Source organism: Noviherbaspirillum denitrificans (assembly GCF_002211445.1).
Lineage (GTDB): Bacteria > Pseudomonadota > Gammaproteobacteria > Burkholderiales > Burkholderiaceae_D > Noviherbaspirillum > Noviherbaspirillum denitrificans.
On record NZ_LSTO01000001.1, the window covers coordinates 3,711,892 to 3,717,181 of the forward strand.

Here is a 5,290-nt window from a genome sequence, read left to right on the forward strand (position 1 = left end):
AGTTCATCCAGCGGCCAGCGCGGCCGAACAGTGAACGCGTAATCGCGTTTCGCCGCCTGCGGATTGATCTGCAGGCGCATCGCTCCCGCGAACGCAATCATCGCGCCGTTGTCGGTGCAGAACTCCAGCTCGGGATAGAACACCTGGAAGCGGCGCTTGCGTGCCGCTTCATTCAGCGCTTCCCGCAGTTGCCGGTTGGCGCCGACGCCACCGGCGATCACCAGCCGCTTCAGGCCGGTTTCCTTCAGCGCCGTCAGGCATTTCGCCACCAGCACATCCACAATCGCATCGACAAAGGCGCGCGCGATGTTTGCCTTGTCCTGTTCGCAAATATTGGTGGACTGGTTCTTCACCAGGGTCAGCACGGCCGTCTTCAGGCCGGAGAAGCTGAAGTTGAGGTCCTTGGAGTGCAGCATCGGGCGCGGCAGCTTGTAGGCGCCTGGATCGCCGAATTCCGCCAGGCGCGAAATCGCCGGGCCGCCGGGGTAGCCGAGGCCGAGCAGCTTGGCGGACTTGTCAAAAGCTTCACCCGCCGCATCGTCCATAGTTTCGCCCAGCAGCGTGTACTGGCCGACGCCGTCCACGCGCATGAGCTGCGTGTGCCCGCCCGAGATCAGCAGGGCGACGAAGGGGAAGGTGGGCGGATCGCGCGACAGCAGCGGCGACAGCAGGTGGCCTTCGAGGTGGTGCACGCCCAGCACCGGCCTGTCCATCGCCAGGCCGAGGCCGCAGGCGACCGATGCGCCGACCAGCAGCGCGCCGGCCAGGCCGGGCCCTTGTGTATACGCGATCGCGTCGATTGCCGAGCGCGGCACGTCCGCCTTGGCCAGCACCTGCTCGAGCAAGGGGATGGCGCGCCGGATATGGTCGCGCGAGGCGAGTTCAGGCACGACGCCGCCGTATTCCTGGTGCATCGCCACCTGCGAATGCAGGGCGTGCGCCAGGAGGCCGTGTTGTGTGTCGTACAACGCCAGGCCGGTTTCGTCACAGGAGGATTCGACGCCGAGGACAAGCATGGGATGGGAGGATGTGTGGCAAGCTTCTTGCAAAGCCCTATTTTATAGGATTAGCGCAGAGAGGTTCTCATACCATGAACGATTCCAAACAACTCAAGATCGTCGTCATCAATTCGCTGGTCGTGCCCGAGGGGGCGGACCGTGCTGCACAGTTGCAGGCGGAGCGGGCGCGGGCCATCCGCATCGGCCTGCTTGAGAGCGGCTACAACATCCTCGCGGCGCTGCCGCCGGACGCCGACCTTGAAGAGCAGATCTCCCAGCTGCAGCCCGACGTGATCATCGTCGACGAGCAGTCCGACGCTGCGCTGAAGAAGGTGGTCGCTGCTACCGCCAACGAGCGCCGCCCGATCGTCTGTTTTACCGAGGACAACGACAAGGAAAAGATGCACGCGGCGATCGAGGCGGGGGTCTCCGCCTATGTCGTCGCGGGCTTGTCGGCCGATCGAGTGAAGGCGGTGCTCGACGTCGCGATTGCCCGCTTCGAGGTCGACCAGAAGCTGCGCCACGAACTCTCCGAAACCAAGATCAAGCTGGCCGAGCGCAAGGTCATCGAGCGCGCCAAGGGCTTGCTCATGGAGCGCCACCATTGCACCGAGGACGAGGCCTACAAGAAGCTGCGCCGCCTCGCGATGGACAAGAACCTGAAACTGTCCGAAGTGGCGCAGCGCATGCTCGATGTGGCCGATCTGCTCATTTGAGCGCCCTGTTTCGATGCAGTGCACGAAATGAGTGCGCAATCGAGTCTTAATCTGGATCAAATATGTAGGAAAGCCGCCGACAAACGCTGGCACACCGCTTGCAAATAGAGCCAGAGCGCCAAAGGCGGCGCACGAAACATAACGCTGTCCCGGCCAATGCAGGCCGGGATGGTTTGGACAAAGGCGTCCGATCACGCGGATTCATCCCGCAGTGACGGACGCCTTTCTTTTTGCCAGATTCGAAATCACGCATGAGGAAATCATGACAACAAAAGCATCAAAAACGAACCTGACTCGTCGCAGCCTGATCAAGGCAGGTGCCGCAATGACTGCGGGCGCCTTCGGTGGATTGGCAACGCAGGGCGCATGGGCCGCAGGCTCCGACAAGCCCGAGAAGGAAGAAGTCAAGGTCGGCTTTATTCCGCTGACCGATTGCGCGTCGGTCGTCATGGCATCCGTGCTGGGCATCGACAAGAAATACGGCATCAAGATCGTGCCGACCAAGGAGGCGTCCTGGGCGGCGGTGCGCGACAAGCTCGTCAACGGCGAGCTGGATGCGGCACACGTCCTGTACGGCCTCGTCTATGGCGTGCATCTCGGCCTGTCCGGTCCGAAGAAGGAGATGGCCAACCTGATGACCCTGAATCACAACGGACAGGCCATCACCCTGTCCAAGAAGCTGGCCGACAAGGGCGCGGTCGACGGCGCATCGCTGGCCAAGCTGATGCAAACCGAGAAGCGTGAGTACACCTTCGCGCAGACCTTCCCGACCGGCACGCACGCAATGTGGCTGTATTACTGGCTGGCCGCGCACGGCATCGACCCGATGAAGGATGCGAAGATCATCACCGTCCCGCCGCCGCAGATGGTTGCCAATATGCGTGTCGGCAACATGGACGGCTATTGCGTGGGTGAGCCCTGGGGCCACCGCGCGATCATGGATGGCATCGGCATCACCGGCGTCACCACGCAGGACATCTGGAAGGACCATCCGGAAAAGATCCTCGGCACGACCGCCGAGTGGGTCAAGAAGTATCCCAACACCGCCCGCGCGATGACCGCCGCCGTGCTCGAGGCAGGCAAGTGGATCGACGCCGGCCTGCAGAACAAGATGAAGATGGCCGAGACGGTCGCCGACAAGGCGTATGTCAACACCGGCGTCGATGCGATCAACCAGCGCATCCTCGGCCGCTACCAGAACGGCATGGGCAAGACCTGGGACGATCCCAACCACATGAAGTTCTTCAACGACGGCTACGTGAACTTCCCCTACCTGTCGGACGGCATGTGGTTCCTGACGCAGCACCGCCGCTGGGGCCTGCTGAAGGAAGACGTCGACTACCTCGCCGTCGCCAGGCAGATCAACCAGATCGACCTGTACAAGGACGCCGCCAACATGGCCAAGGTCAGCGTGCCGAAGGACCCGATGCGTTCTTCCAAGATGATCGACGGCGTCGTGTGGGACGGCAAGAATCCGAAGCAGTACGCAGGTTCCTTCAAGATCAAAGTGTAAGAGGCCATCATGAGCGCAGTCATGGAAAACGTACTGAACAAGCCGGCCGAACCGGTATCGGAAGCACCGCCCAGGAAATCCGCCGTAAAGGCGGCCCCTGCAAATGCACCGGCAAGGAAAATTTCGCTGAAACCCTTCTTCCTCAAGGTCCTGCCGCCCGTCCTCGGCATGGCGCTGCTGGTTCTCATATGGGAAATCGTCGCCGCCAAGAGCAACGGCTTCCCGACCCCGGCGGTGACGCTGGAGCACGCGATCAAGCTGTTCTCCGATCCCTTCTACCAGAAGGGACCGAACGACCAGGGCATCGGCTGGAACCTCTGGTCTTCGCTCAAGCGCGTCGGCATGGGCTTCGGCCTGGCCGCGCTGGTTGGCATCCCGCTCGGTTTCATGATCGGCCGCTTCAAGTTCCTGTCGGGCATGTTCAACCCGATCATCAGCCTGCTGAAGCCGGTGTCGCCGCTGGCCTGGCTGCCGATCGGCCTGCTGGTGTTCAAGGCCGCCAACCCGGCAGCGATCTGGGCCATCTTCATCTGCTCGATCTGGCCGATGATCATCAACACCGCCGTCGGCGTGCAGCGTGTGCCGCAGGATTACATGAACGTGGCCAAGGTGCTCAACCTGTCCGAGTGGAAGATCGTCACCAAGATCCTGTTCCCGTCGGTGCTGCCCTACATGCTGACCGGCGTGCGCCTTGCGATCGGCACTGCATGGCTGGTGATCGTCGCGGCGGAAATGCTGACCGGCGGCGTGGGCATCGGCTTCTGGGTGTGGGATGAGTGGAACAACCTGAACGTGCCGCACATCATCATCGCCATCGTCGTGATTGGCGTGGTCGGCCTGCTGCTGGAACAAGCGCTGGTTGCCATCGCCAAGGCATTCACCTACGAAGAAGTCCGCAACTGAGGAGCCTGTCATGGATAACACAAGCAAATTCATCGAGATCCAGAAGGCCGAGATGGTGTTCCACACCAGCAAGGGCACCTTCCACGCGCTGCGCGACATCAACCTGAACGTGAAGAAGGGCGAGTTCGTCACGCTGATCGGCCACTCCGGCTGCGGCAAGTCGACGCTGCTGAACCTGATTGCCGGCCTGCTCACAGCGACCGACGGTACGCTGCTCTGCGCGAACCGCGAAATCGCCGGCCCCGGTCCGGAGCGCGCCGTGGTGTTCCAGAACCATTCGCTGCTGCCGTGGCTGACCTGCTACGAAAACGTGTACCTCGCGGTGGAGCGCGTGTTCGGCGCGGTCGAGAGCAAGGCCAAGCTCAAGGAGCGCACGAAGGCCGCACTCGCGCTCGTCGGCCTCACCCATGCCGAGCAGAAGCGTCCGCATGAAATCTCGGGCGGCATGAAGCAGCGCGTCGGCATTGCCCGCGCGCTGTCGATGGAGCCGAAAGTGCTGCTGATGGACGAGCCCTTCGGCGCGCTCGATGCGCTCACCCGCGCCCACCTGCAGGATGAGCTGCTGAAGATCGTGGCGAAGACGGAATCGACCGTGGTCATGGTGACGCACGACGTGGACGAGGCCGTGCTGCTGTCCGACCGCATCGTGATGATGACCAACGGTCCGGCTGCGACCATCGGCGATATCGTCCACGTACGCCTCGAGCGTCCGCGTGACCGCGTGGCACTCGCGCATGATCCGCTGTACATCGAGTACCGCAGCGCGGTGCTGGAATTCCTGTATCACCGCCAGGCGCATCCGGCGGCGATGAAGGAAGCGGCCTGAAGGGTTTTACGAGGGGGATGTGACGGGGGCTTCGGCCCCCGTTGCTGTTTCTGGCGGTGTTCGCCTACCGCACGACGACGAGATACAGCAGCAGGATATTGATCACGATCGAGATCGCTGCAGCAGCCCGCCACAGCGCCACCGGATCGCGCTTGGCCAGCGGCGTCGGCACACGCGGGGGCAACGGGTTGCTGGCACCGCGTTCCAGCGCGAGCAGGAATTCCTCCGCGGTCTCGAAGCGGTCCGCCGGATCGCGCGCGACCGCCCGCAGCAGTATATTCTCCAGCCACAGCGGAATCTCCGGCCGGTAGCGGCTCGGCAGCGCCGGCTCGAC

5 protein-coding genes and 1 pseudogene are annotated in these 5,290 nt (G+C 62.8%); 4 read left to right on the plus strand and 2 right to left on the minus strand.

Annotated elements, in window-relative coordinates:
* Nucleotides 1–1,016 (minus strand): tRNA (adenosine(37)-N6)-threonylcarbamoyltransferase complex transferase subunit TsaD (tsaD, locus tag AYR66_RS17980; protein WP_234814932.1); only part of this gene is annotated, 1,016 nt, incomplete at its 3' end.
* Between the two features lie 74 nt (nucleotides 1,017–1,090).
* Between tsaD and AYR66_RS17985 the strand changes: the two genes are divergently transcribed.
* From AYR66_RS17985 to AYR66_RS18000, 4 genes are all read left to right on the plus strand, one after another.
* The gene (locus tag AYR66_RS17985; RefSeq protein WP_088708650.1) at nucleotides 1,091–1,714 is read left to right on the plus strand and encodes an ANTAR domain-containing response regulator; all 624 of its coding nucleotides are present in this window, start codon (nucleotides 1,091–1,093) and stop codon (nucleotides 1,712–1,714) included.
* Between the two features lie 262 nt (nucleotides 1,715–1,976).
* The gene (locus AYR66_RS17990) at nucleotides 1,977–3,227 is read left to right on the plus strand and encodes a CmpA/NrtA family ABC transporter substrate-binding protein (RefSeq protein WP_170942196.1); all 1,251 of its coding nucleotides are present in this window, start codon (nucleotides 1,977–1,979) and stop codon (nucleotides 3,225–3,227) included.
* 9 nt (nucleotides 3,228–3,236) lie between these two features.
* On the plus strand, nucleotides 3,237–4,130 hold the full coding sequence (gene ntrB / locus AYR66_RS17995; RefSeq protein WP_088708651.1) for a nitrate ABC transporter permease: 894 nt from the start codon (nucleotides 3,237–3,239) through the stop codon (nucleotides 4,128–4,130).
* 10 nt (nucleotides 4,131–4,140) lie between these two features.
* Entirely contained in the window at nucleotides 4,141–4,956 is an 816-nt protein-coding gene (locus AYR66_RS18000) for an ABC transporter ATP-binding protein (RefSeq protein WP_088708652.1), read from the plus strand.
* Between the two features lie 64 nt (nucleotides 4,957–5,020).
* Here AYR66_RS18000 and AYR66_RS29670 read toward each other — a convergent pair.
* Nucleotides 5,021–5,290, minus strand: a pseudogene (locus AYR66_RS29670) (bifunctional protein-serine/threonine kinase/phosphatase); the annotation flags it as partial.